At 73.0% G+C, this 25,546-nt stretch carries 17 protein-coding genes; 5 read left to right on the top strand and 12 right to left on the bottom strand.

The window, feature by feature from the left end; translation table 11 throughout:
* Positions 1-483: 483 nt before the first annotated feature.
* On the top strand, positions 484-3,420 hold the full coding sequence (locus ACXJKF_RS08395) for a BTAD domain-containing putative transcriptional regulator (protein ID WP_456787282.1): 2,937 nt from the start codon (positions 484-486) through the stop codon (positions 3,418-3,420).
* Here ACXJKF_RS08395 and ACXJKF_RS08390 read toward each other — a convergent pair.
* The 11 genes from ACXJKF_RS08390 to ACXJKF_RS08340 all read right to left on the bottom strand — a co-directional run bounded on the left by ACXJKF_RS08390 (position 3,374) and on the right by ACXJKF_RS08340 (position 14,964).
* Positions 3,374-3,913 carry a hypothetical protein gene (locus tag ACXJKF_RS08390; protein WP_456787281.1) on the bottom strand — a complete coding sequence of 180 codons (540 nt, stop codon included), beginning with the start codon at positions 3,911-3,913 and terminating at the stop codon, positions 3,374-3,376. The two genes, ACXJKF_RS08395 and ACXJKF_RS08390, sit on opposite strands and share 47 nt — an antisense overlap.
* A gap of 8 nt (positions 3,914-3,921) precedes the next feature.
* Positions 3,922-5,889: a putative baseplate assembly protein gene (locus ACXJKF_RS08385; RefSeq protein WP_456787280.1), complete on the bottom strand. Its 1,968-nt coding sequence runs from the start codon at positions 5,887-5,889 to the stop codon at positions 3,922-3,924.
* Positions 5,886-6,305, bottom strand: coding sequence for a GPW/gp25 family protein (locus ACXJKF_RS08380; protein ID WP_456787279.1), 420 nt, complete (start codon positions 6,303-6,305; stop codon positions 5,886-5,888). The genes ACXJKF_RS08385 and ACXJKF_RS08380 overlap by 4 nt, the downstream gene beginning before the upstream one ends.
* A 19-nt stretch (positions 6,306-6,324) precedes the next feature.
* A complete protein-coding gene (locus ACXJKF_RS08375) occupies positions 6,325-6,717 on the bottom strand; it encodes a PAAR domain-containing protein (RefSeq protein WP_456787278.1) in 393 nt (130 codons plus the stop codon).
* An 11-nt stretch (positions 6,718-6,728) separates the two neighbouring features.
* Entirely contained in the window at positions 6,729-8,447 is a 1,719-nt protein-coding gene (locus ACXJKF_RS08370) for a VgrG-related protein (RefSeq protein WP_456787277.1), read from the bottom strand.
* A complete protein-coding gene (locus tag ACXJKF_RS08365) occupies positions 8,444-9,124 on the bottom strand; it encodes a CIS tube protein (RefSeq protein WP_456787276.1) in 681 nt (226 codons plus the stop codon). The genes ACXJKF_RS08370 and ACXJKF_RS08365 overlap by 4 nt, the downstream gene beginning before the upstream one ends.
* On the bottom strand, positions 9,121-9,585 hold the full coding sequence (locus tag ACXJKF_RS08360) for a phage tail protein (RefSeq protein ID WP_456787275.1): 465 nt from the start codon (positions 9,583-9,585) through the stop codon (positions 9,121-9,123). The genes ACXJKF_RS08365 and ACXJKF_RS08360 overlap by 4 nt, the downstream gene beginning before the upstream one ends.
* 13 nt (positions 9,586-9,598) lie before the next feature.
* On the bottom strand, positions 9,599-10,444 hold the full coding sequence (locus ACXJKF_RS08355; protein ID WP_456787274.1) for a hypothetical protein: 846 nt from the start codon (positions 10,442-10,444) through the stop codon (positions 9,599-9,601).
* Positions 10,445-12,518: 2,074 nt separating this feature from the next.
* Positions 12,519-12,923 (bottom strand): hypothetical protein, encoded by a 405-nt coding sequence (locus ACXJKF_RS08350; protein ID WP_456787273.1) that lies wholly within the window; start codon positions 12,921-12,923, stop codon positions 12,519-12,521.
* 7 nt (positions 12,924-12,930) lie between these two features.
* Positions 12,931-13,371: a phage tail protein gene (locus ACXJKF_RS08345; protein ID WP_055914089.1), complete on the bottom strand. Its 441-nt coding sequence runs from the start codon at positions 13,369-13,371 to the stop codon at positions 12,931-12,933.
* Positions 13,372-13,398: 27 nt separating this feature from the next.
* A complete protein-coding gene (locus tag ACXJKF_RS08340; RefSeq protein ID WP_456787272.1) occupies positions 13,399-14,964 on the bottom strand; it encodes a phage tail sheath family protein in 1,566 nt (521 codons plus the stop codon).
* Positions 14,965-15,135: 171 nt separating this feature from the next.
* Between ACXJKF_RS08340 and ACXJKF_RS08335 the strand changes: the two genes are divergently transcribed.
* The 4 genes from ACXJKF_RS08335 (at position 15,136) to ACXJKF_RS08320 (ending at position 24,877) form a co-directional block, all read left to right on the top strand.
* The gene (locus tag ACXJKF_RS08335) at positions 15,136-17,067 is read left to right on the top strand and encodes an ATP-binding protein (RefSeq protein ID WP_456787271.1); all 1,932 of its coding nucleotides are present in this window, start codon (positions 15,136-15,138) and stop codon (positions 17,065-17,067) included.
* 4 nt (positions 17,068-17,071) lie between these two features.
* Complete coding sequence (locus tag ACXJKF_RS08330; protein WP_456787270.1) at positions 17,072-20,776, top strand: eCIS core domain-containing protein; 3,705 nt, start codon at positions 17,072-17,074, stop codon at positions 20,774-20,776.
* 68 nt (positions 20,777-20,844) lie between these two features.
* On the top strand, positions 20,845-20,970 hold the full coding sequence (locus ACXJKF_RS08325) for a hypothetical protein (protein WP_456787269.1): 126 nt from the start codon (positions 20,845-20,847) through the stop codon (positions 20,968-20,970).
* Positions 20,971-20,974: 4 nt separating this feature from the next.
* On the top strand, positions 20,975-24,877 hold the full coding sequence (locus ACXJKF_RS08320; protein WP_456787268.1) for an eCIS core domain-containing protein: 3,903 nt from the start codon (positions 20,975-20,977) through the stop codon (positions 24,875-24,877).
* A 3-nt stretch (positions 24,878-24,880) separates the two neighbouring features.
* Here the strand turns inward: ACXJKF_RS08320 and ACXJKF_RS08315 are convergent, their stop codons facing one another.
* On the bottom strand, positions 24,881-25,444 hold the full coding sequence (locus tag ACXJKF_RS08315) for a DUF4255 domain-containing protein (RefSeq protein WP_456787267.1): 564 nt from the start codon (positions 25,442-25,444) through the stop codon (positions 24,881-24,883).
* Between the last annotated feature and the right edge of the window lie 102 nt (positions 25,445-25,546).

The raw sequence follows: 25,546 nt of genomic DNA, 5'->3' as shown, positions 1-25,546 counted from the left end.
GACGGGTGGTCGGACCTGGGTAGGGGGCGGGCGGTCGGGCCTTCGTCCAGCGCGACGGGCGACGGGTGGTCGGACCTCGGACCGGGGCGCGCGGATGGACCCTCATCCACCGGCACGGGCGTGGAGGCTTCGAGGTCTGGCTCCGGAGCGGGCAGCGATGCCGGTCGGTCGTCGGGCCGGCACTCCGAGGCGGGCTGTCGGGACCCGGCGGCTCGGGCGGGGGGCGCGCTCGGCTCGCGGATCGGTGTCGTCGGACCGGCCTGGAACTCCAGGTCGGCAGGCGCGAGCAGGTCGGCGAGCTCGTCGTCGAGTGCAGGTTCGGGCGCGTCCGCGGACCCGCCCCCAGGCTCCGTGACCGTACGACCTCACCCCCCGTGCTCCGACGTCGGATTTACACCCTTTCGGATGAATCGCCCGACGGCTAGGGTCAGCGTACGCGACGGTCTTGCGGGGGCAGAGTGACGACGTCGAGCCAGGTGTGCTGTGTCGGGGGCTGAGGGGCACCCGACTGTCCTGCGTTCGCGCACCCGGCGCCCTGCGCCCCGCGGGCTGCCGCGGGACCGGCTGCTCGACCCGGTCGTCGGTCCGTCGGCGCAGCCCCTGGTCAGCGTCGTGGCGGCCGCCGGGTGCGGCAAGACGACGTTCCTCTCGCACGTCGCGGCGCGGGCGACCGCGCCGGTCGCGTGGCTGACGCTCGACGGTGCCCTCGGGAGCGCCACCGCCGTCCTCGCGCACCTGCAGGTCGCGTGCGCGGACCTGGTCCCGGGGGTGGCCGAGCGGGCACCGTGGCAGTCGACCGAGGACGCCGTCGCGGCGCTCGAGCAGCTGCTCGACGGTCCCGCCCTGCTCGTCCTCGACGAGCTCCAGTCGATCGACGGGACGGCGGCGGCAGGCGTCGTCGAAGGTCTGCTCGTGCACCAGCCCGTGCACCTGCGCGTCGCCCTGGGCTCGCGGACCGTGACGTCGACCGCCCTGACGCGGCACCTCGCCGGGACCGCGACGGTCCTGGGCGCCGAGGACCTGCGCTTCCGGACGTGGGAGGTCGAGGAGCTGTTCCGGACCTGTCACGGCACCCGCCTGCGCGCCGACGAGGTGGCAGACCTCGCGCACCGGACCGGCGGCTGGGCTGCGGGGCTCGAGCTCTTCCACCTGGCCACGCACGGGCGGCCGCCATCGAGCCGTGCGCGCCTGCTGGGGGCCGGGGGCGGTCAGCTGTCGAGCGACTACCTGGCGCGGCACGTCCTCGACCAGGTGCCGGCTCCGCTGCGGGACTTCCTGGTGCGGACCGCCGTGCTGGCCACGCTCACCGCCGCACGGTGCGACGACCTGCTGGGCAGCACGGACGCCGCCGCCCTCCTCGAGCAGGCCCACCGGCTCGGGCTGCTGAACGCCGTCGCCGACGCGGAGTCCACCGTCTACGGCTGCCACGAGGTGATGCGGGCGCACCTGCTCGACGTCCTCGTCGGTCGGGACGGCGGTGCCCGCGCGCGGGAGCTGCACCAGCGGGGTGCACAGCTGGCGCTGCGCGAGGGCGACTTCGACGCGGCGCTGCGCTCGTCGTGCCGCGCGCACGACTGGGACGCCGCGCAACGGGTGCTCGCCATCGGCGGGGGCGAGCTGGCGGAGCGCCCGGGCTCGTGGATCGACGAGCTGCCCCCGTCGATCCGGGACACCGACCCGTGGGTCGCGCTCGCGCTCGCGCGTCGGCTCGTGGCGGACGGCGTGCTCGAGGAGGCGCTCGAGGCGTACCGGCTGGCCGGGTCCCGGGTGGAGACGGCGACCGGGCGCGCGCTGGCCGCCCACGAGCTGCGGATGGTGCAGAGCTGGCTGAACCCGCCGCTCGGCGTCGTCTCCGACTGGGTCACGCTGACCCGGGACGCGTTCGTCGCTCCCCGGCGCCAGCTCGCGGAGCCGCGCCCCACGGACGCCCCGCGCCGGCTCGCGTACGCGGTCGCGCAGCTGACCTCCGGAGACCTCGCTGCGGCGGCCCGGGAGTTCTCCGCGGTCTCGGAGCTGCCGACCCTGCCCTCGGCGCTCGAGGCGGTCGCCCTGCTGGGCGAGGCGGTGAGCCTGTCCCTGTCGTTCCGGCCGGAGGCCGCGGAGAGCCGCGAGCGCGCGGCCGTCGCCGCCAAGATGCTCGGTGCACCGGCTCTCGAGCGGCTCGCCGACGGGCTCGACCTCGCGTGCCGGCCCGAGACCGCGCGGGAGGCCCTGTGCCACCTGAGGGACCGGTGCGCCGCGATCGGCGACCGGTGGGGCGCGGCACTGCTCGGGCTGTTCGGTGCCGTCGCGGGTCTGCCCGCGGGGATGCTGACCGCCGACGAGCACGCGGAGCTCGCGTCCGAGCTCACCGGGCTCGGGGCTCCCGCGCTCGCCACGTGGTGCTCGACGATGGCCGCGGTCGAGGACGGGCGGGCCGGATGCCGGCGCGCGGGCGGGACGGCGGACGTCGAACGGGTCGCCGCCGGTGTCGGTCCGCTCCCGCACACGCTCGCGCTGCTCGCCGCGGGCACCGCCCAGGGGCGCGTCCGGGCAGCACGGCTGGCCCGCACCTGCGGTGCGACCACGTGGACGGCCCTCGTGCTGCGGGGGCTGCGCTCGTCGACCGCGAGCGTGGTGGTGGCGGCACCCCCCGTGCTCGACGTCCGGTGCATCGGGGGATTCACCGTGCTGCGCGACGGCGTCCCGGTCCCGCTCGACGCGCTGCGCCCGCAGCACCAGGCGCTCCTGCGGGCGCTCGCCCTGCACGCGCCGCGACCGGTGCACCGCGAGCGGCTGCTGGAGTGGTTCTGGGAGGGGCGCGACCCGGACCGCGCCCAGCACAGCCTCCAGGTCGCGATCAGCGCGCTGCGTGGCCTGCTCGACCCGGCGACGGCGACCCCGGCGACGTCCGTGCTGCGGCGCACCGGCGGCGGCTACGCACTGCACCTCGGGGCGGCCGACCGCCACGACGTGCGCCGCGTCGAACGGCACCTGGCAGCGGGACGGTCGGCCCTCGAGCGGGGCGACGCCGACGGCGGGCGGCGCAGCCTCGCAGCGGGCGTGCGGGAGCTCACGGCCGACCTGCTGCCCGACGACGGACCCGCCGAGTGGGTCACCGGCGAGCGCGACGAGGTGCGCGGCTCGGTCGTGCGGGCGTGCCAGTCGCTGGCCGACCTGTGCGCCGCGGCGGGCGACGGTCGGGAGGCCATCCACGTCACGCGCCACGCGCTCGCGCTCGACCGGTACCAGGACAGCCTCTGGATGCGGCTGGTCGACGCGCTCGCCGCGGACGGTCAGCCGGCCGCCGCCGCCGCCGCGCGGCGCGAGTACGCGCAGGTGCTCGCGGAGCTGGACGTCCCGATGCCGGTCGGCGTGCCCGTCGGCGCGCCCGTCACGCCGGTGCTCGCCGGACCGCTGCCGGTACGTGCGCGGGCCTGACGTCGTCCACGACGAACCGCACGAGATCGAGCACGGCGTCCGGGTCGGGCTCGTCGTCGGAGATCCGCACGTCGACCTCGAGCAGCGGCGCCGACCGGCCGGGGAACGCCCCCTGGGGTCGCTTGCTCCAGGACACGCCGCCGGAGTCGCGCACGTCCGGGTCCAGACCCGTGCACGCGCGGACGGCCGCGGTCACCCCGTCGAGCGTCCCGCGGCCCAGCAGCGCCCGGCGCAGGTCCCCGAGGTGGGAGCGCAGGTGCTCGGCGTCCCGACGGGCGGCGATCGCGGGGGAGAGCCAGGACGCCACCCACCGCACGAAGTCGTCGGGCGCGTACTGCGGGTCGAGATAGGCGTCCAGGTCGTCCAGGGTGGCGCCCACGGACCCGATGACGTCGTCGAACGCGGCGATCAGACCCGTCGTGAAGTCGCTGCCGAGGAAGGCTTCCGGCAGTCCCTCGACCAGCGACGTCGCCGGGGGGACCAGGCCACCCACGCCGCCCCTCACCCGGCACCGCCCTCGACGACGATGCTGTGCTCGACGCTCAGCACCACGTGCGTGTCACCGAGATCGACCCGGTCCTGCGGCGCCGAGATCGACCGGTCCAGCGGGTTGGCCCGGAACAGCACGACGTCCTCCACGTAGTCGAGCCCGGAGACCCGGCCGAGGACCCCGTGCACCTCGCCCGGCTGCACCGGCCGGCCGAGCGGCCACCCGGTGCCGTCGGGGCCGCCGGCCAGCGGGTGGAAGTAGCGGTAGAGGGCCGCGAGCGCGTCGCGCTCCACCTGGGCGGGATCGGCCTCGGGGCGGGCCCGCACCCGGGCGTCGACCCGGATACCGACGTAGCTGGGCGGCTCGACGCTCAGTCGCACCCCCACGACGCGGGAGGCGTCCAGCGCACCCAGGACGCGCTCGCGAGCACCGTCGGGGAGCTGGAGGTCGCGCAGCGAGATGCGGCCGTCCTGGCCGGGGGCGCCCGGGATCGCGAGGATGCGCACCGAGCCGGCGTCCGGCCCGTCCGTCACCGGCACGCAGTGGACACGCGCCAGCTCGGGGGCGGCCTCGTGCACGACGGCGACGTAGTCCTCGACCGTCACGGCCCGTCCTCGACCCCGCAGCTCCAGCGGCCCCCGGGTGCGGGCGTTGTCGACGTCCTCGCCGTCCACCCCACCCGCGGCCGCACGGCGGTTGTACACGGCGGCCACGTAGGGGATCGACGAGCGCAGGACGGAGATGCTCCGCGCGGCGACGTTCCCCCGGGCGCCCCCGCCGGTGCGGTAGCCGCGCACCCGCAGCGCGGCACCCCGTGCGGGGATCGCCCCGAACCGCCGCTCGGAGCCGTCCTCCAGCCGGACGGAGGGCCCGAACCGGATCTCCCCGGTCGTCGGGTCCACCGTGACGTGCCGGTCCCTCGGGGAGCTGGCCCCGAAGCTCTCGACGGTCGACCACTCCTCCCACGTCGCCGGTCCGATGCCGTCCTCCGGCGGCACACCGACCTCCAGCACGAGGGGTTCGTCGCGGTCCAGGACGACCGGTGCGTAGGCCAGGTGCAGGACCTGGCCCGCCGTGCCGTCGGACGTGCCGAGCGCCTCGTCGCGGACCTGCTCGGCGTTGGTCGCCTCGACGTCGCCGCCGATCGTCGCGGCCGTGACGGACACCATCAGCGGGGAGGAGCGGTACTGCCGGGCGGCCTTGACGACGCGGCAGCGGATCCAGGCCGCCTCGACGCCGGCGACCACCGACTCGTCGTGCCCGTCCGGCACGTGCAGCTCGATGGCGCCGGAGACGTTGAGCCCCAGCGTGTCGTCCCGCTCGACCTCGCACGGCTCCCACCCCGACGGCGTCCAGGCCTCCCAGACCAGCGGCGGGCGACGCGGGTCGATGCCGTAGCCGCCCAGGGAGCAGACCGCCTGGACCAGCAGGAGCGACGACCGGGCCGGCTGGTCCAGCCCCAGGTAGAGCGCGTCGTCCACGACCGGCGTCGGGCTGAACGCGGGGAACCCGTCGCCGAGGCCGAGCACACCCGTGCGGTCCGCGCTGTCGCCGTCGGCGCTGATCGTGAGCACGGTGCGCGACGCCGACGGCGGGATGTCGAGCGCGTGCAGCGTCGTGAAGCCCAGGGACTCCTGGGAGATGGACCGGCGCGTCGAGACCGCCGTCCCGGCGGGGATCCGGACGACGTCGTCGTGGTGGGACGACAGCCGGAACGAGATCTCCGTGCGGGCCGCGTGCGGCGGGAACAGCCGCACGCCGACCAGCTCGAGGAACTTCACGTACAGGCGGTCGGGGACCCGGTTCACGCGGTACAGCAGGATGTCCGTCATCCAGGCGAACGTCTCGATGAGCGTGATGCCCGGGTCGGAGACGTTGTGGTTGGTCCACTCCGGGCAGCGCAGCTGCAGGTTCCGCTTCGCCTCGTCGACGAGCTCCTGGAACGTCCGGTCGTCCAGGCGGGGCGTGGGCAGCGTCATGCGCGCACCTCGGACCGGTCGGCGGGGATCACGTAGAACGGGAAGACGAGGTTGCGGCGGTCGTTGGTGGACCGCACGGTGTAGCCGATGTCGATCCACAGCGTCGCCGGGTCGTCGGCGTCCGTCGTGATGTCGACCTGCTCGACGGTCACGCGCGGCTCCCACCGGGCGAGCGCGCTCTGCACCTCGGCGGCGATGAGGCCTGCGGTCGTGGCGTCGCCCGACGCGAACACGAACTGGCGCAGGCGCGCACCGAACTCCGGCCGCATCGGACGCTCGCCGGGGTTGGTCGCCAGCACCAGGTACATCGCCTGCTCGAGCTCGGTGGTGCCGCGCACCAGCGCCACCGCACCGGTCTGGTCGGTGGTCAGAGGCCAGTGCCACCCGGCCCCGACGAAGCTGTTCGCGTCGCTCATCGCTCCTCCTCCCGTGCGCTCATGACCCGACCAGGACGGTGGCCCCGGTGCCGACGACCGCGGCGGTCGGGGCGATGCAGGCCGTCACCGTGCACCCCGTGTACGCCGCGGCCTTCCCGTCGAACTGCACCGTGCTGCTGCCGACCATGACCTTGGCCTCCTGCGTGGTCGGGACGAGCTTGGGGTCGCTCGGGTGCAGGCCGACGTGCGGCGGCACGTTGTAGCCGCTGCTGTCCTTGACCGCGGCGGGCTTGCCACCGATCAGGACCGTCGTCGACAGGCCCATCGTCAGCGGCGCGGAGATCGGCAGCGGCGCAGGCGCGGGCATGGGGGCACCCACGGGGGACGGGACGAGGTGCCCGACGCACATCCCCATCACCTTGTCGCCCATGACGACTGCTGGCGCACCCACCAGATGCCTCCTCAGTTGAGCTTGATCGTCGAACCCTTGATCGTGACCGTGCTGCTGCTCTCGAGCGTCAGGCCCGAGGAGCCCTTGATCGTCGCGGAGCCCTGCGCCTCGACCTTGAGGTCGCCCTGCGTGGTCACCTCGGCGTTGCCCTTGGCGTCCACCTTCACGTCGCCCTCGGCGGTGATGGTGATCGAGCCGTCCGAGGTGGCCAGGACGACGCTCGCCTTGTCGTCGCCGGTGCGCAGCTCCAGGGTCTCCTCGCCGGCCTTGTCGGACATGAGCAGCTCGTGGCCGCTGCGGCTGCGCCACACCCGCGTGGCGACCGCACCGTCCGACCCGACGGCGTCGTCGTTCGGCGGGGCGTCGACCCCGTTGTAGAGACCGCCCAGGACGTACGGGCGGCGGCTGTCGCCGTGCTCGAAGCCGACGAGCACCTCGTCGTCGACCTCGGGCAGCAGCTGCAGCCCGCGGTCCGCGCCCGCGCCGAGCTGCAGGACCCGCACCCAGTCCGTCTCGTAGTCCTCGTCGAGCCACGGGAACTTCACCTTGACGCGGCAGCGCTTCTCCGGGTCGGTCGCGTTGGTCACCAGGGCCACGACCAGGCCGCCCGGCCCCGTCCGCTGCTGGCCGGCCCCGCGCACGAGACCCAGCACCGAGCGGTCGTGCGAGCCGCTCGCGGTGAAGTACGTGCGGTAGCTGCGGTCGTCCCAGACGTGCTTGGCGCGGGTGAGCGTGACCTTGCCGTCGAACCGGCCGCCCGTCTGGCCGAGGCTCACGGCGGCGCCCGCGACGAGGTGCGGGTCGCCGTCCGCGACCCCCTCCGCGAAGACGTTGGTGCTGCCCAGGTGCTCGGCGCGCGCCGCGGCCACGGCGTCGCACTCCGCCTGCTGGCCCAGCGGGAGGTCGACCGTGACCCCGCGCGGGTTGCCGAACAGCCCGGCGACCGACGCGGGCGTGTCCCGCAGGCTCGCGGTCCCGGTGCGCGCGTCCGTGGTGGCGACGAGTGCCTGCTTGGTCGACGTGTCCCAGCCCCGGACCTCGACCTGGGACACCTGCTGCGCGGCGGTGACCCGGACGGTCAGGCGCTGCAGGTTCTTGCCGGGCACCAGCTGCAGGCGGTCCGCGGAGTCGTAGGCGCCGGGCGCCGGAGCGTCGGCCGCCGGGGTGGGTGGCCGGAAGTGCAGCGTCGAGCCGGTCACCACGACGACGCAGCCGACCTCCCGGCCGCGCCGCTCGAGGAACTCGATGTGGGTCTCGTTCACCTGCGACACGTGCTCGTGCAGCACGGTGGTGGTCGCGACGTCGCCCGCCGTCAGGCCCACGTCCCGGGCGATCTGCTTGGCGATGTCCCCGTCGGTCATGTTCTGGAAGCTCGTGGTGTGCAGGCCGTTGTAGAGGCCGTAGGAACGGTCGTACGCGGTCACGGTGGTGTAGCCGCCGCGGTCGTCGTAGTCGAAGCCGATCGCGTAGACGACGCCGTCGAACAGCTGGTCGCCCGAGTTCTCCCCGACGCGGCCCGCCGTGATCGTCAGCTCGGCCGCGAGGTCGAGGTCGCTGTCCGCCAGCAGCTCGCGCGTCGGGTCGTCGATGACCAGCCGGCACGAGTCCGGGCCGTCGGCGTCGGTGTCGACGATGGTGGTGCGCAGCGCCGCGGCGATCCGCTCGGACAACTCCGCGGCCCCGACCTTGACCACGGGCCGCGCGCCGACGCTCGTCGCGACCGGGCTCATCGTGCACCCGCCGCGAGCTCGGACACGTCGGGCAGCAGCAGCTCGCGGCCCGGCCGCAGGCGCGTCGGGTCGTCGATGCCGTTGAGCTCGGCGATCGCCCGCCACGCACCGGCGTCCCCGAACGTGGAGTGCGCCACCGAGTGCAGGCTCTCCTCGCGGCGCAGCACGTGCCGGCGTCGCGACGACTCGGACCCCGACGTCGGGTTGGTGCCCTTGGGCTCGACGGCCGCCGACTTGAGCGTGAGGTCGATGGTGGCGCGCAGCGGCAGGCCGTTGCGGTCGAACATCTCGCAGGTGACCTTGAGGTTCTCCAGGTAGCCGACGAGCGTCTTCTCCTTGTTGATCGACAGCACGCCCCACGTGAAGATCAGCTTGGGCGGACCGCTGCCCGGCTGCGTCACGTCCGCGACGGTCGTCCACGACACCAGCTGGTCGATCTCCGGCTGGATCCCCTTCGCGTCACCCTTGCCGACCTTGTCGAGGAACACCTGCAGCGTCATCGACGTCGGCCCGGCGCCCGTGAACTGCACCGGCGGGTCGTTCGCCTGGTTCGGGGCGCGGTTGTACTGGACGGCGCGCGTGAAGCTGATCGTCGTCGGGTTGAAGTGGAACTCGAGCCTCTTGCTGGTGTTGCCGTCCTCGGCCAGCACCGCGAGTGCCCGCTCTGCGCCGGTCATGTCAGCTTCGCCCCGACCGGAGGAGCCGGCTTCTCTTTCCAGCCGTTGTGGGCGAACTCGAACACCTCGGTGGCCACCTTGCCGCCCTCGGCCGCGAAGCTGGGCCCCTTGTAGCTGACCGGCCACACGCCGTAGAACTCCCACGTGACGACGAGGTCGCGGTTGTCGTTCATCGCCATGATCGCGGCGGTGTGCTCGTCGACGACCTGTCCCGTGGCGACCTGTCGGAACCACTCGCCGAGCTTGCCGTTGCGCCACTCCACCGGGCGGGTCAGCTTGATCGTGCCGTAGGAGAGGCGACCGGGCAGGCGGTGCACGAACCCGTTCTCGCCACCCTCGGCGTACGTCTTGACCTCGTACTGCGCGCTCAGTCCCTCGATCGCCGTGAACGAGCCGATCTCGAGGCCGTCGATCGTCACGTCGAACCGCATCGTGTTGACGGGGTTGGTCTGGATGGTCATCTCGGTCGCCTCCTCATGCGTCCGGCCAGGTACCGCGACGCTCGCGCTCGAGCATCAGGTCGGTCCGCAGGCGTTGCTCGAGCCGCTCCCAGAGCTCGTCCGCGAGCGCGCCCAGGTCCTGCGCCGGCGCGGCGGCCGGTCCGGCAGCGACGATCTGCGCGGGCTGCGGCTGCTCCTCGGGCGCCCGCTCCGCCACCGCGGTCGCGGCCCGCGCGACAGGTGCTGCCTGGGTGTGGCCCGGTGCAGCGAAGCGGACCTCGGTCGGGTCGACCCGGCGCGCGATCCCCGCGGCGACCGCGACGGCGCCCGCGTCGAACGGGTCGGGCGCGTCGGCTGCGGTGGGTGCCGTGCCCGGGGCGGGGTCGGGCGACGCGGGAATCCGGTGCACCGCACGGGTGGCGCCGCCGGCGGTGATCTTCTCCGCCCCGAGGTCCGGGGTCGAGGGGGCGGCATCCGCCTCCGGGGCCGCCGGGGGCCACCCGAGCCCGAGCGGCGCCCGGCCGGCGGAGCGCGGCGGGGCGACGGACCGAGCGGCCACCGGTTCGGCGGTCCGCGGCGGCGCCGCGACGGGGAGGGCGCGAGCCACGCCGGCGACGCGATCGGCCTGCGGGTCGGACGGGAGGAGCCGCTCCGCCACGGGGGCGGCCGGTCCCGGTGCCCAGGTGGTGCCCGCAGGGGTGACCGGTGGTGCGGAGGGGGTCGGGTGCGCCGTCGCGGACCGGGCGACGATGGCATCGACCGAGCGGGACTTGGGCGGAGGCGCTGCGGGCGGCGGATCCGTGACGTCGGGCGAGCGGCGGACGGTGGGTGCGCCGGGGCGCGCTACGGGCGGCACGGGTGTGGGGGTCGTCCTCGTCACCGGTCCGTCGGTGGACGGTGCGGCCGGGCCCACGGCTCGTGCGACGGGGGTGCCGGCCTGCGTGGGCGCGGGGGAGTGGGTCGGGCGAGGCGTGCGCGTGAGGGCGGTGGCGGTCTGCGCGACGGCAGGGTCAGGCCCGGCGGACCGACCTCCTGGGGCGACCGGACGCGGGACGGCGGTCGATGGTGCTGCGGAGGACGGCGGGGCGGGTGCGTCGAGGGAGCGTCGGAGCCGGGCCGGTGCCGTGGCGCTCGTCGGATCGGCGACCACGCGCCGCACGGCCCCGGCGGGTCGGTCCGTGGCGGCCCGCCACACGGGAACGGGGGCCGGTGCGGCGTCGGACGGGAGTGGTGCCGTCGCGCGCTGCACCGGTCGTGTCGACGGTGAGGCGAGCGGAGCCGTGGACCGAGGCACAGGGCTCGGGTCGCCGGAGCCGGTCACGGCACGTGCCGGTGCGGACGAGGGTGGTGCCATCGAGCGATGCACGGGACGTGCTGGGACCGGCGGGGGCGGTGCCGAGGCGCGAAGCACCTGACCCGCGCTCTCCGAGGGCGGTGGTACGGCGGAGCGCGGAGCGGGACCGGCCGACGGGGACTCGGGGTTCTGCTGCGCGACCGGGTGGTCCGACGAGGCAGCAGGCTCGGGCATCCGGTCGACCCGCGGCTCGCTCACCGCTGCCGTGTGGTGGGCGGGCGGGAGCACCGCGTGCGTGGGCAGGCTGCTCGCTACGCGGGCCACGGGTGCAACGCCCGGCGCGGACGTGGCCGGACCGACCTGCCTCGACGGCTCGGGCGGTGCGGCGCCGGACGCCGGGTCGAGAGCGCGGCGAACCGGTGGCTGGAGTCCCGCGCGGACGGGCCGTCCTGGGCCGGCGGGTGTGGTCGGGGTCCGGGAGACGGTGGCCGCGCCGTCCGGGAGCGGGGGCATCGCGACCGGGGGGCGGGCGACCGGCGCCGCGGACGGCGGGATCGACGCGACCGGGCCGTCCGGGGACCCGGTGCGGGTGGTGCGGTGGACGTCGGCGACCTGCGGTGCCGCGGTGGGGGGCGTCGAGCTGGACGAGGGGTCCAGGGTGCGAGCGGCGACCGTGTCGGGAGGCGCCGGTCGAGGGTTCGTCGCCTGGTACGCAGACGCAGCGGGCGACGGCGCCGCCGGCTGGTGCGCAGACGCGGAGGGCGACGGGACCGCCGGCTGCTGCGCAGGCGCGGAGGGCGACGGGGCCGTCGGCGCCTGCGCAGGCGGGGCGGACGGCGGTGACGCACGGCGCACAGGCACCGACGACGGGACCGCCGAGCGCGCGACGGTTGCCGGCGGGGCTGATGTCGGCGATGTCGGTGCCGACACAGCGGACGCCGACCGTGCCGATGGTGACGTCGTCGCGACCGACCGTGCCGCCGGCGACGGCCAGCTCGCCGACGACCGTGCTGCCGACGCACCCGGACCCGCCGGAGCGGGAGAGGAGCTGGACGGACGCGGGACCGACGCGCGTGCGACCACGGGGAGCGCCGGTGGCGGCAGCTCCGCGTCGACGGACGGCGAGCCGCTGTCGTCGTCCGCGGTCGCCCGCGCCGCGCCCGGCTCGTCGGCTGCCTCTGACCGCCGTCGGCGGGAGACCCGGCCCCGGCGCGGGACGCTGCCCGGCTGCGGAGCGGGCACGGCGGGGACGGCGACGTGCGAGACCAGACCGTCCACGTGCCCGCCGGGGTGGGACGTCAGGGCGTGCTCGGCCGCCCGCAGGATGACGGGGGAGTCCTGCCGGGTGCCCAGCCCGCGGCTGAAGTCGGCGCTGCGCGCGACGGGCTGCAGGGTGAGCGCGCGAGGCACCAGCGGCGGCACCGCGTCCCACCCGCGCCGTGGCGGTGCGGCGGGCGGTGCGGCAGCGGGAGCCGCGGCGGCCCGCGCAGCGAACGGCCATCGCCTCACTGCTCCTCCTCCACCTCGTCGACGATCCGGTGCGCGTACGCCAGGAAGTGGGCCCGGTCGGGGTGCTCCAGATCGAGGAGCGTGTCGAGGGGCCAGTGCAGGACGGCTGCCAGGTACGCGACCTCGTCCAGCAGGTCAGCGGTCGCGTACGTCAGGATTCCCCCGGCGGACCACCCGCCAGGTCGACGGCGAACTCCTCGTGACAGGAGGGGCACGTCACCGACGCGGTGGTGTGCCCTTCGGAGTTGATCCGGCGGTACAGGTCCTGCAGGAACGCGAGGTCCGGCGTGAAGAGGTTCTCCACGACCGCGGGCGTGATCGAGGTGATGTCCCCGAGGTGCGTGATGGTCCGCGCCAGGAGCAGCACGGTCAGGTACGCCTCGTTGTCCCGCACCCGCGGGTCGCGCAACGGGACGATCTCGTCGCGCGCCCGGGCCAGGCGCATCGCCCCCGAGCGGTGCACCCGGCCCTCGTCGTCCTCGTACCCGATGGGCAACTCGAAGCTGAACTCGGTCTGGAGGGCTGCGGGGGCCGCGGGGGTGCTCACTGTGCTCACAGACGCCTCACGCCACCGCGAGGCCCTCGTGGACGAGCGTGACCTCTTCCACCGTGACCTCGGAGCCCCCCGCCTGCAGCGAGCCGATGCTGATCTTCGACGGCCAGGCGTTCGTGATGTTGAAGCGCATCTTCTCGCCGCGCTCGTAGTCGTAGAGCACGATCGCGGCACCCCGGCGGGCCTTGTCGATCTTGCCCTCCTGGACCTCCTTGACCCACGCCCACCACCCCTTGTCGGTGGTCATGCCGCGCTTGAGCGTGATGTCGCTGAACTTCTGGGCCGCGGGCAGCTTCTTCATCACGGGGATGCCCTTGGGCTTGTTCTCCTGGTGCTCGATCACGGAGACCTCGATGCTCAGGCCCGAGACCTCCTTGAACTGGGCGAGCGTGATGCCGTCGACCTCGATCTGCCAGGCGTAGTTCGCGAGTGCGTCCTCACCGATGGGCATGGTGCCTTCCCTTCCCTGCGCCTGGAACTACTCCTGGACCGCGCCGCCGGTCGGCAGCTGGCTCACCCGGAACACGACGAACTCGGCCGGCTTCACGGGTGCGATGCCGATCTCGATGACCACGTACCCGGCGTCCACGACGTCCGGGGGGTTCGTCTCCTCGTCGCACTTGACGTAGAACGCCTGGTCGGGCGTCGCGCCGAACAGGGCACCGTCGCGCCAGAGCCCCAGCAGGAACCCGTTGACGGTGCGCTTGATCCGCTGCCACAGGTCGAGGTCGTTCGGCTCGAACACGGCCCACTGGGTCCCGCGCAGCACCGACGACTCGATGTAGTTGAAGAGCCGCCGCACGTTGATGTACCGCCAGGTGGTGTCGTCGGACAGCGTCCGCGCCCCCCACACCGTGATGCCCCGGCCCGGGAACGCCCGGATCACGTTGATGCCCGCGGGGTTGAGGTCGTCGTGCTCGACGCGCGTGATGTTGAGCTCGACGTCCAGCGCACCGGCGACCACCTCGTTGGCGGGAGCCTTGTGCACACCGCGGGTGTCGTCGTTGCGACCCCAGATGCCCGCGAGCGCACCGCTCGGCGGGAACAGCCGCGCACGGCCGGCCAGCGGGTCCCAGAAGGACAGCCACGGCCAGTACGTCGTCGCGTACGCCGACGAGAAGCGCGTCTTCTCCTTGACCCACTCGAGCACCTGCTGGGCGTTCAGGCCGCGCGGGGTGTCGAGGATGGCGACCCGGTCCTTCTGCGTCTCGCAGTGCGTGATGAGCGCGCTCTGGACCGCCTTGAAGCCGTCGGCGTCGATCTGGCCCGCCTCGTACGCGGCCACCAGGTCCGGGACCGCGACGATCGTCACGTCGTCCAGCGCCTCGAGCCCGGCGATGCCGGACCGCGCGGTGACGTCCCCGAGGTAGTCGTCCGGGGTCAGCCGGGCGGGCAGCGACGCGCCGCCGGACAGCACGAGCTGTCCCGCCGTCGGCACCCGCTCGACGATCGAGGAGCCACCCAGCTCGCTGATCTGCACGAGCGCCGACTCCGCCAGCGCGGTCACCACGTTGTTGCCGCCCTTGCGCGGGGTCACCCCCTCGTACCGCTCGACCGTGTCGCCCCGCTGCACGACGAGCGTGAAGACCTCCTCGGCGGGCGGTGCCTGCTCGCCCTCGGGCGGCGGCTCCTGCTCGTGCTTCGGCTCGACGGTCACGGTGATCGTGTCACCGGCCCCACCGGGCTCCTTCGCCTCGATGCGGTAGACGCCCTGACCGGCCTTGAGCGCGCTGGTCAGCTCGGCGCTGGCACGAGCACCCTCGTCGGAGCTCAGCGACCCGATACGCGTGATGTACGCCGAGCCGCCGCCGTTGTTGAAGTACTGGTAGACGGCGTTCGGCAGGTAGGCGCCTTCCACCCACATGCCGAAGGTCGCCGTGTACTGACCCCAGTTGGCGACCTTGATCGCCTGGTCGTACGGCCCGTCGGCGGTGATGCCGACGAATGCCGCGATGGCCGTCCCGACCCCCTCGATGGGGCGCGAGCCGGCCGGCAGCTCCTGGATGTAGACACCGGGCGACCGGATGCTGCTCAGCGTGGCCATGGCGTTCCCCTCCGTCGACGTGTGTGGTCCAGCCTCTGCCCGCCGCGTCGCCGCGGACAGGGCCCGGGCGCCGCGCCATCGCGCCGGGCGGCCTGCCCGATCGCGCACCACTCGGTGCGGTGACCACGGCGGCCGGCGCCGCTGCGCTCGCTCGTGCGCTAGGACGGTGAGGTGACGCCCTGGGAGCGCTTCGCGGACCTGGTGCTGCAGCGGGAGGCAGCGCTGTGCCGCCTGGTGTCCGGCGTGCCACCACGGGACTTCGCGGGCATGTACGTCGACGACGACGACCTCGACACGATCCTGCGGTCGCTGCCCGGGCTGGACGGCCCCGGCCCCGAGGCTGCCACCCCCGTGCGGGACCTGTTCGACCCCCTGCTCGTCCAGGCGCGCGTCGCGCTCGCGCTGTGGTGCGCGCAGAGCGGCGACGCCCTGGCACGCACGTGCCGCAACGCCGCGCTGACCCCGCCCGACGTGGAGACGCTCGCGCTGCTCACGGCGGTCGAGCTGCACCCGCAGCGGCAGCGCGTCGTCGCGTACGTGCAGGACTCGGTCCAGCTCCCGCGGCCCACCCTCGCGCTGCTGGCGCGCGTGCTCGGGCCGGCGGGACCGCCGACGGTCGCACCCGGCGCGCCGCTGCGGGTGGCCGAGCTGGTCACGGTCGAGGACACCGGGCCGTGGGCGATCCGGATGTGTGGTGCGGTTCCCCGGCTCGTCTGGTCCGTCCTCGGCGTCGACGCCCCGGACCCCGAGCTGCCGGCGCGCACCCGCCGTGTCGCAGCGCTGGGCAAGGGTCGCGGACGCCGGCCGACGCCACCGGCCCTGCTGCTGGTGCACGGCGCCGACGCCGAGAGCAGGCGACGGGCGGCGGGAGCCGAGCTCGCGGGCCGGCCGGTGCTCGTGACGTCCGTCCCGCAGTCGGCGGCGGAGTGGGCGGCGGTCGTCCGCGAGGCGACGGTCGACGGCCGCGCGGTGCTGCTCGAGGTCGCGGGCCCGCCCGACCTGGTCGCCGCGGCGCGCATCGAGGCCGCGCTGCACCTGACGTTCGCGCTCTCGTCACCGCGTGAGCTGCCCCTGGACGCGCTGCCCGACCGACGCTGGCGCGAGGTGCACGTCGTCGACGGCGAGGCCGGCCCCGACGACTGGCTGGCCCGCACGGGCTCGGCCGACTCGGGCGGTGCCCGCCTGACCCGTGAACAGCTCCGGCTGGTCGCGGGCGGCGCCGGCGACGACCCGGCCGCGATCCAGGCGAACCTGCGACGCCTGGCCGGCGGGCACCTCGACGGGCTCGCGGTGCGCGTCCGGGCGCAGCGCGGGTGGGACGACCTGGTGCTGCCCGACGCGCAGAAGTCCCAGCTGCGTGAGCTCGTGGCGCGATACCGGCGACGGCGGACGGTGTTCGGCGAGTGGGGTTTCCCGGCGATCCCGTCCAGCGGCGTCGTCGCGCTCTTCGCGGGGCCGTCCGGCACCGGCAAGACGCTCGCCGCGGAGGTCGTCGCGCGCGAGCTCGGCCTCGACCTCTACAAGGTCGACCTGTCGTCCGTGGTCAGCAAGTACATCGGGGAGACCGAGAAGAACCTCGAACGCATCTTCGCGGCCGCCGGCGCCGGCGACGTGGTGCTGTTCTTCGACGAGGCGGACGCACTGTTCGGCAAGCGCTCCGAGGTGTCGTCCGCCCACGACCGCTACGCCAACATCGAGGTCGCCTACCTCCTGCAGCGGCTGGAGACCTTCGACGGCCTGGTGGTCCTGGCCACCAACCTGCAGCGCAACATCGACGACGCGTTCCTGCGCCGCATCGGGGTCGCGGTCAACGTGCTCGCACCCGACGAGGAGCAGCGACGCCGGATCTGGCAGCTCGTGTTCCCCCCGAGCGCCCCCGTGGAGGACCTCGACCTCGACTTCCTCGCCCGCCAGTTCAAGGTCACCGGCGGGGTGATCCGCAACGCGGCGCTCGGTGCGGCGTTCTCCGCCGCGGACGAGGGTGGCCCCATCACGATGGAACGGCTCGTGCTCGCGATGCAGCGGGAGTTCGTCAAGCTCGGTCACCTCTCCACCGAGGGGGAGTTCGCGCGGTACTTCGACGTCGTCCGCTCGGGGCGGTGACCACGTGCTGACGGCGCCCGCACGCGACGTCGTCGTCCGGGAACCCGCAGCCCAGGAACGAGGGCGCCTCCGTCCGGCCGCGGCCGCACGTCCACCGGGCACGGTCTCGAACGCGGAGCTCGCGCGGCTCGTGCGCTCCGGCGACGCACCCCCGACCGCGCTCGCGAACCTCGCGGGCAAGACCAGCAACCGCATCGCGCGCGCGACGCTCGCCGTCTCGCACCCGAACGACCCGGCCGAGCGCGAGGCGGAGGCGCTCGCGTCCCGCGTCGCCCACGGAGGGTCACCGCCCACAGCCGCGCCGGCGCCGGCCCACGACGAGGCGACCCTCCTCGCACGCGACGCGCAGGACGCACCGGCGGCGGGACCCGCACGGGAGGAGGTCGCCGAGGGCGGAGACCTCCAGGTCTCCGACAAGGTCACGTCCCTGATCGCCAGCCCAGGCTCGGGCGCACCCATGGACCCCGCGGTGCAGGCGAAGGTCCAGCCGCACCTCGGCGCCGACCTCAGCACCGTCCGGGTGCACCAGGGGCCCGAGGTCGGTGGCGCCGCCTCGGAGCTCCAGGCGCGCGCGTTCACCGTCGGCGCGGACATCTTCCTCGGTGAGGGGGAGTCGCCCGCCGACCTCGAGCTCATGGCGCACGAGGCCACGCACGTGGTGCAGCAGCAGGCCGTCGGGGTCTACCGGGCGGATGTCATGCGGTTCGGTGTCGCCGACGTCGTACCGGACGTCGTGCTCGACGCCATCCGGGCGATCCCCGGGTACTCCATCGTCGCGCTGCTCCTGGGCAAGGACCCGATCACCGACGAGCCCGTGACCGGCGGGGCGCAGGCCTTCGTCGAGAAGCTCCTCTCGTTCGGACCCTTCGCCGCCGCGATCGGCCCCGTGCTGCAGGCCGTCGACGTGCTCGGCGACATCGTCACCCTCCTGCGCGACGGCCTCGCCGCCCACAACCTCACGCTCGCCCGCCTGGAGCACGACATCGGCGCCGCCTGGGACGAGGTCGGGATCCGCAAGAGCGACGACGAGAACCTCGCGATCATCCGCCGGTACGTCAACGGCATCGTCAGCGACATCACGGCCTTCGTCGAGGAGGTCAAGGACGCCGTCCTGGCCAAGGTGCGCGAGGTCATCGCCGCCGCCGTCACGCCCCTCCTCGAACGCCCGACCGTCGCCCCGTGGTGGAACCTCGCCATCAAGGTGCTGCACCAGAACCCGCTCACCGGTGAGCAGGTCAACGCGACGACGCTCGAGATCATCACCGACTTCCTCAAGGTCGCCGGGCAGGAGAAGGTCCTCGCCCAGATGGAGGAACGCAAGATCCTCCCGCAGACGGCCGAGTGGGTCGACAGCAAGATCGGGCAGTTCCTCAGCCTCGTCGGCGACGTCGGCGCACTGCTGGAGAAGGCGAAGGCCGCGCTCACGCCGAGCAACCTGCCGAACCTGCTCGACACGCTCCCCGCGCTCGCGGACGAGGCCGTCGCCATCGTGCACAAGGTCGGCGACTTCGCCCAGGACGTGCTGCTGACGATCCTCGACCTGGTCAAGAAGTCGCTGCTCGAGTGGCTCTCCGGCTACGCGAAGAAGCTCCCCGGGTACGAGCTGCTGACCGTCCTGCTGGAGAAGGACCCGTTCACCGAGGTGGCGGTCCCGCGCACCGCGGAGAACCTCATCAAGGGGTTCATCCTGCTGCTGCCGGGCGGCGACGCCATGTACGCGAAGCTCGCGGAGTCCGGTGTCATCGCCGACGCGGCCGGGCGCATCGAGTCCGCGATGACCGAGCTCAACATCTCCTGGCAGCTCATCACTGACACCTTCCAGGGCGTCTGGAACCTCGTCACGCTCGACAAGCTGCTGACCCCGCTCGCCACGTTCGACGAGATCCTGGCCAAGTTCGGCGACCCGCTCGACCGCATCATCACGTTCGCCGCCGTCGTGATCCGGGTGGTCGTCGAGCTGATCCTGCGGCTGATGAACTTCCCGCCCGAGCTGCTCGGCCGGATCATCGACAACGCGATGGCCGCGATCGACGACATCAAGAAGGACCCCGTCGCGTTCCTCATCAACGTCCTCGAGGCAATGAAGCGCGGGTTCAGCGCCTTCTTCGACAAGATCGCCGGCTACCTGCTCAAGGGCCTCTCGGACTGGATGTTCCGGGGACTGCGCACCCTCGGCATCGAACCCCCCGCGGAGCTGACCCTCCAGGCGGCGATCACCCTCGTGATCCAGGTCTCCGGCGTCACCGTCGAGTCCCTGTGGGCCAAGCTCGGCGCGAAGATCGGCGAGGACAAGGTCGCCAAGATCCGCGCCGCCATCGAGCTCGCCGGCGAGGCGTTCGCGTTCATCAAGGACATCCAGGAACGCGGCATGGCAGCGATCTGGGACAAGATCAGCGAGCAGCTCAGCAACCTGTGGGACCTCATCTTCGACGCCGCGAAGCAGTGGCTCATGTCGGAGATCATCGACAAGGCCGTCGCCAAGGTCCTGTCCATGCTCGACCCCACCGGGATCATGGCGGTCGTCCGCAGCGCCCAGGCGATCTTCAACGGCATCCAGTCCGTCCTCGACTACGCCCGCGAGCTGCTCGAGCTCATCGACTCCTACGTCTCGACCGTCGCGTCCATCGCGAAGGGCGACGTCGGCCCCGGCGCCGCGATGCTCGAGCGGGGCCTGGCCAACGCCGTGCCCGTCGCCATCGGGTTCCTCGCCAACCAGGCCGGCGTCGGCGACCTGCCCGAGAAGGTCAAGGAGATCGTCATCGGGCTGCGCCTCAAGATCGACGAGGCCATCGACTGGCTCCTGGACAAGGCGATCTCGCTGGGCAAGGCGGCGCTGGACGCGCTCGGGCTGGGTGGAGACGAGGACGACGAGGACGACGGCCTCGGTGACGCGGAGTTCGAGGGCGGGTTCGAGGTCGAGAACGAGCAGCACATGATCTCGATCGAGGGTGGCGAGGTCATGGTGGCCTCGAACAACAAGCAGAAGGTCGCGGAGGCGACCGCAGACGCGAAGGAGCTGGTCCAGAAGATCACCGCGGAATACGCCAAGGAGCAGACCAAGAAGGCGCGGAACACAGCCGTCCGCAAGGCGGTCAAGAAGTTGAAAGCGCTGCTGAAGAAGCACCCGGAGATCTGGAACCAGCTCGGAGTGATCGGTCACGCCCCGAACATCGCCATCAAGGCGACCTGGAATGCCCAGGAACGCGGGTGGCAGCCGCAGAGCGGCCAGGCGAAGTACATGCCCTACTGGGAGCTCGAGGCCGAGCACGTGGTCCCAGACATGTTCATCACGACGTTCTTCGAGTGGTACGAGGTGCCGTTCACCACGGACCAGGAGTACAACTCGATGATCACGATCATGATCTACGAACGCGCAGCCGAGGCGAAGACGCAGACCGACCACTCAGCTAGGGCAGACCTCAAGAACGAGCTCGCCCGCGTCAACGGGGTCCGCGCGGCGGAAGCGATCTTCGAGTCGTACGTCGACGATGCCGTTACTCGAACGAACAAGGCAGTCATCGCTGAGGCTGGTGACAAGAAGGTCGATCTCGCGACGAATGAGCCTGCGACCAAGGTGAACAAGGACGTCCGTGGCGGCGCGATCAGTCCGACGAGGGCGGAGATCAAGGCGGCAGCAGTCGAGCAGGCGAAGCAGATCGAGAAGATGGCTGCCGACCGGAGGAAGGCGCAGAGAGCGGCCGGGGGATGAGCAGTGCCAGCGGTCGGCATGCCCCAAGAGGCAGGCACGAACGCGACGGGCGCGCCTAGCCTGGACGGGTGAGCGTCGCGCGGGGCACGCGGGAGAGGGGCGACCCTGTCGGGTCCGGTCCCGACGGCGCCCTGGGCATGCGGTCCGTGAGCGCGTCCGCGCAGGACGTCGACGTCGTTCGCGCGGGCCGCTGACCCCATGCCGGCGACGCTGACGCGGGACGCGCTGACCCGGGAACCGGCCGAGGCGAGGCGCACCCGGAACCCGCCGTCGGCCGCCGTCCGTGGCGGGGTGCCCACATCGAACTCCGGCACCGCGCGACTGGCGCGTGGAGGAGGAGACGCCCCACCGGCCGCACGGGCGAACTTCGTCGGCCCGGGTGGCAACCGGCTCGCACGCTCGACGCTCGCGGTCTCGCACCCCCACGACACCGCCGAGCGCGAGGCCGAGGCGCTCGCCTCGCGGGTGGCGCACGGCCGACCACCACCGTCACCAGCTCGCAGCGTTGAGCCGGACCCGGACCGTCCCGCGCGTGCGGTCGTCGCGCGCGAGGACGCGCCCGCACCCGCGTCCGACATCGCCGCCGGCGGAGACGTCGAGGTGTCCACCGCCGTCTCCTCGCTGATCGCGAGCCCCGGTGCCGGCGCACCGATGGACCCCTCCGTGCAGTCGAAGGTCGAGCCGCACCTCGGCGCGGACCTCGGCGCCGTCCGGGTGCACCAGGGTCCCGAGGTCGGCGCCGCCGCCGCGGAGCTGCACGCCAGGGCGTTCACGGTCGGCGCGGACATCTTCCTCGGCGAGGGGGAGTCGTCCGCGGACCTCGAGCTCATGGCGCACGAGGCGACCCACGTCGTGCAGCAGCAGGCCGTGGCGGTCTACCGGGACCTCGAGGTCACCGACCTCATCCCCGACTGGATCATCGACGGCGTCACGTCGGCCGCCCAGGAGATCCCCGGCTACACCCTGCTGACCGTCATCACCGGCAAGGACCCGCTCACCGACGAGCCCGCCACCGTCAGCCGCACGGAGTTCGTCGAGAAGCTCCTGACGTTCGGACCGTTCGGTGCCGCCGTCGGACCGCTCCTGCAGACCATCGACGTCCTCGGCGACATCGTCACGCTCCTCATGGACGCGCTCGCGGCCCACAACCTCACGCTGTCCCGGATCGGGCACGACATCTCGGCCGCATGGGACGAGATGGGGATCACCGAGGGGATCGACGGCAACGTCGCCATCGTCGAGCGGTACGTCGACGCGATCGTCGCCGACATCCGCGCGTTCGTCTCGGACGTCATCGACGCCGTCATCGCCAAGGTCCGGGAGGTCGCGGCGGACGTCGCCGAGCCGCTCCTGCAGCGCCCCGAGATCGCGCCGTACTGGAACCTCGCCAAGAAGGTGTTCCACCACGACCCGCTGCGCGACGAGGACGTGAGCGCACCGACCGTCGAGATCCTCGGGGACTTCCTCCGGCTCGCGGGGCGCGACGAGGTGCTCGCGCAGATGACCGAGCGCGGCACGCTGCAGAAGACGGCCGACTGGCTGGACCAGCAGTGGGCGGTGTTCACCGACCTGCTGAGCCGCACGGGCGCACTGTTCGCCGACGCGTGGGCGGCGATCAGCCCGGCGAACCTGCCGAACCTCATCGAGAACATCACGTCGCTGGCCGACCGCGCGTTCACGCTCCTGCAGGACGTCGGCGCGTTCGCCTCCACGATCCTGGTCGAGGTGCTCGACCTGGTGAAGAAGTCGCTCCTGGGGTGGGCCAGCGAGCACGCGCACAAGGTCCCCGGCTTCCACCTGCTCACGGTGATCCTCGAGAGGAACCCGTTCACCGACGAGGCGGTCCCGCGCACCGCGGAGAACCTCATCAAGGGGTTCATCACGCTGCTGCCCGGCGGCGAGGCGATGTACGACGAGCTGGCGGAGTCGGGGGTGATCGGCGACGCGGCCGCGACGATCGAGTCGGCGATGACGCGGCTGAACATCTCCTGGGACCTGATCACCGGCACGTTCCTGGGCATCTGGAACACGGTGTCCCTGGAGAGCCTGCTGTCGCCGATCGAGACGTTCGACCGGATCGTCGCGGCGTTCGGCGACCCGCTGAACCGGATCGCCGAGTTCGTCAGCGTCGTGATCCAGGTGGTCGTCCGGCTGATCCTCGAGCTGATGAACTTCCCGTCGGAGCTGCTCGGGAACATCATCGCCAACGCCACCGCCGCCATCGAGGACATCAAGAACGACCCGGTCGGCTTCCTCAAGAACGTCGTCCGCGCCATGAAGACCGGGTTCGAGGGCTTCTTCGGCAACATCGCGACGTACCTGCTCGAGGGCCTGAGCGGCTGGCTGTTCCGCGGGCTGCGCGGCCTGGGCATCGAGCCGCCGACGTCGTTGTCGGTCGAGAACATCATCACGCTCGTCATCCAGGTGCTGGGCGTGACCACCGAGACCCTCTGGACCAAGCTGGGTGAGCGGATCGGGCCCGAGCGCGTCGCGCAGATCCGGGGTGCGCTGGACCAGCTCAGCGGGGCGTGGACGTTCATCAAGGACGTGCAGGAGCGCGGCATCACCGCGGTCTGGGAGTTCATCCAGGGCCAGCTGAGCAACCTGTGGGACACGATCCTGACCACCGCCAAGGACTGGATCATGCGGGAGATCGTCGACCGCGTGGTCACCCGGCTGCTCTCCATGCTCGACCCGACGGGTGTCATGGCCGTCATCAACGGCACGGTCGCGTTCTTCAACGCCGTCCAGTCCGCGATCGACTACCTGCACGAGCTGCTCGAGATCGTGGACCAGTACGTGTCCACGATCGCGTCCGTCGCACGCGGCGACGTCGCGCCGGGCGCCGCGATGCTCGAACGAGGGCTGGCCAGCGCGGTGCCGGTCGCGATCGGGTTCCTGGCCAACCAGGTGGGCCTGGGCAACGTGCCCGAGAAGGTGCAGGAGATCATCGTCGGCCTGCGCGAGCTGGTGGACCAGGCGCTCGACTGGCTGTTCGACCAGGCGATGGCGCTCGGGCGGGCAGCGCTGGACGCCCTGACCGGTGCCGGTGGGGGTGCCGAGGAGCCGGTGGAGCTGCCGGCCGAGGCCGACTTCGCCGACGTCGCCGTCGACGAGCACGTGACCGTGGACGGCGCCGACCACACGATCAAGGACGACGGCGCCGACCACGCCCTCGTGATGCACAGCGTGCCCACGCCGTTGCAGGCGATGGCGCCCACGTCGGCCGCCCTGACGGCGCTCATCACCGACTACGACACCAGGAAGGCGGCGTTCGTCGCGGCTCGGCAGGCGTGGTCGGCCTACCGGGCGGACAACACGCTGCCGCGGCCGACGGAGAACCTGAGCCTGACCCGGCGCGAGCTCGTCACCGCCGTCCAGCGGCTCCTGGACTTCGCGCGCACCCTCAGCGGCGGCAACCCCGGCGCGAGCGCCCCGGGGATCGGCGACATCGCGCCCTACGGGGACCAGGCGCCGCGGATCCGGCCCACGCACGCGTCGCTGACGAGCGACGACCCGGTCTGGCAGGGCGAGGCCGAGCACATCCTGCCGTTCTCGCTCGGCCGGGAGATGTGGCGCCAGCTCCGGCTCCTGCCCACCATCCGCGGCGAGATCGAGGACCGGAACCAGGCGACGATCGTCATCTACTTCAACGCCGCCCGCATCAAGACCCCGGACGACAACGCGATCCTGGCACCCGCCCGGGCGTCGGCGGTCCGGGCGTCCCGGGAGCTCGTGGACGCGCTGGTGATCGCGCGCGACCTGAGCCGCTCGTCACCCAGCGGACCCGTCGAGGACGAGGAACCGTACGGTCCGAGGTTCGTGCGGCCGGGTCTGCTCGAAGGCGTGGTCGACGCCATGTTCGCCCGCCTCGACGGCGACGTCGCTGCAGCCGTCAGCCGGACCACGACGGCGGTCCGCGCCGACTGGGCGCAGACCGACCCGGACGCCGTCCGCGGGCGAGGCGCCACCTGGGGCCAGCGGCGTGCCGAGGCCGATCACGTGCCCGGGGACGCCGCCGTCGCGGACGCGGCGCAGCAGCAGAAGGACGCCATCCGCCAGATGGTGCTCAATGCGCTGCAGGCCTCGTTCGACGTCTGACCGTCAGCGCTCCACGACCCGCAGGTCCCGCTCGCGCACGGGCGGCCCGGCGACGAACTCCTTGGCGGGCTGCAGGGGCGCGATGAGCACGACGTCCAGCGATGGCTTCATCTCCCCGCCGAGCGCGCTCCACAGGTCGGTCAGCGACCGGTCCTCGCCGGGCGGCAGCGCCACCTGCAGGACGACCTGCTCGTCGGCCAGCCGTCCCGACAGGTGCGCCGTGGGGATGCGGTCGAACCGCACGAGGTTCTCCAGCATCTGCCCGAGCAGGTGGTGCTCGTCCTCGGGCCGGCTGGTCCAGGCGGTCAGCAGGTAGGAGAGCCGGAAGTACCGCGGACCGGGCCGGTGGCCGGTGATCCGGCCGCGGTGGTCGCGCACGGGCTGGGCGGCGGCGTCGCGGCGCTCGACGTCCTCGCGGATGTCGTACATGAACACGTCGACGACGGGACCGTTGCGACGGGCGGCCCACTCGGTGGTGGGCGCGTCGAACGCGATGTCGGCGCTCTGCCCGCGCAGGACCTCCTCGCGCAGCAGCGCGCTGAGGGCCGCGTCGACGTCGGAGATCATCGCTCCATCGTCCGCCGGGCACCCGTCGGGGGGCACCACCGGAGGCGGGAGGTGCCCGAAGGGGCAGGCAAGACCACCCGCGACGGCCGTTCACTCCTCCGG

It is taken from the genome of Cellulomonas sp. P5_C5 (assembly GCF_054049655.1).
The sequence above is the reverse complement of the archived record's forward strand: the minus strand, read 5'-3'. Positions and strand labels throughout refer to the sequence as shown.

What these genes read in the sequence shown, in the direction of transcription:
- ACXJKF_RS08315 (WP_456787267.1), bottom strand. Translation starts at nt 25,444, where the DNA reads ATGATCTCCGACGTCGACGCGGCCCTCAGCGCGCTGCTGCGCGAGGAG.
- ACXJKF_RS08380 (WP_456787279.1), bottom strand. Translation starts at nt 6,305, where the DNA reads ATGAGCGACGCGAACAGCTTCGTCGGGGCCGGGTGGCACTGGCCTCTG.
- ACXJKF_RS08370 (WP_456787277.1), bottom strand. Translation starts at nt 8,447, where the DNA reads ATGAGCCCGGTCGCGACGAGCGTCGGCGCGCGGCCCGTGGTCAAGGTC.
- ACXJKF_RS08340 (WP_456787272.1), bottom strand. Translation starts at nt 14,964, where the DNA reads ATGGCCACGCTGAGCAGCATCCGGTCGCCCGGTGTCTACATCCAGGAG.
- ACXJKF_RS08365 (WP_456787276.1), bottom strand. Translation starts at nt 9,124, where the DNA reads ATGACCGGCGCAGAGCGGGCACTCGCGGTGCTGGCCGAGGACGGCAAC.
- ACXJKF_RS08320 (WP_456787268.1), top strand. Translation starts at nt 20,975, where the DNA reads ATGCCGGCGACGCTGACGCGGGACGCGCTGACCCGGGAACCGGCCGAG.
- ACXJKF_RS08360 (WP_456787275.1), bottom strand. Translation starts at nt 9,585, where the DNA reads ATGACCATCCAGACCAACCCCGTCAACACGATGCGGTTCGACGTGACG.
- ACXJKF_RS08385 (WP_456787280.1), bottom strand. Translation starts at nt 5,889, where the DNA reads ATGACGCTGCCCACGCCCCGCCTGGACGACCGGACGTTCCAGGAGCTC.
- ACXJKF_RS08345 (WP_055914089.1), bottom strand. Translation starts at nt 13,371, where the DNA reads ATGCCCATCGGTGAGGACGCACTCGCGAACTACGCCTGGCAGATCGAG.